The following is a 467-nucleotide window of genomic DNA, read 5'->3' on the forward strand; positions in this document are numbered from 1 at the left end:
GAGTGAAGGGGATTTAACAGAAACCCTCGAAACTAAATCGAAGGATGAAATAGGAGATCTCACAAGAAGCTTCAGCAAGATGAGTGAATCTCTTCGTGACGTCATTCGCGCTGTACAGCAATCTGTCGACAACGTGGCTTCGGCTTCAGAGGAGCTGACGGCAAGTGCCAGCCAAACGAGTCAAGCAACAGAGCATATCACGATGTCAATTGAACAATTTTCAAATGGAAATGAAGCACAAAACGAGAAAGTCGAATCTAGTACGAATCAGCTTGTGGCAATGAACGAAGGATTACAAAATATGTCACAAACCTCATCTGAAGTGGCTGCTGTCTCTATTCAATCAACAGAAGCTGCTGGTCAAGGCGGCCGAATTGTTGAAAGCACAGCAAGCCAAATGAAACATATTGATACATCTGTACAAGAAGCAGAGCAGGTCATGAAAGAATTAGAATACAAGTCTAAAG

1 protein-coding gene is annotated in these 467 nt (G+C 43.0%); it reads left to right on the plus strand.

Annotation, left to right across the window (positions count from 1 at the left end):
• A partial coding sequence (locus GFC01_RS18935; protein ID WP_194175037.1) for a HAMP domain-containing protein occupies positions 1-467 on the plus strand: 467 nt, incomplete at both ends.

The organism is Desulfofundulus thermobenzoicus, assembly GCF_009428905.1.
Classification (GTDB): domain Bacteria; phylum Bacillota; class Desulfotomaculia; order Desulfotomaculales; family Desulfovirgulaceae; genus Desulfofundulus_A; species Desulfofundulus_A thermobenzoicus.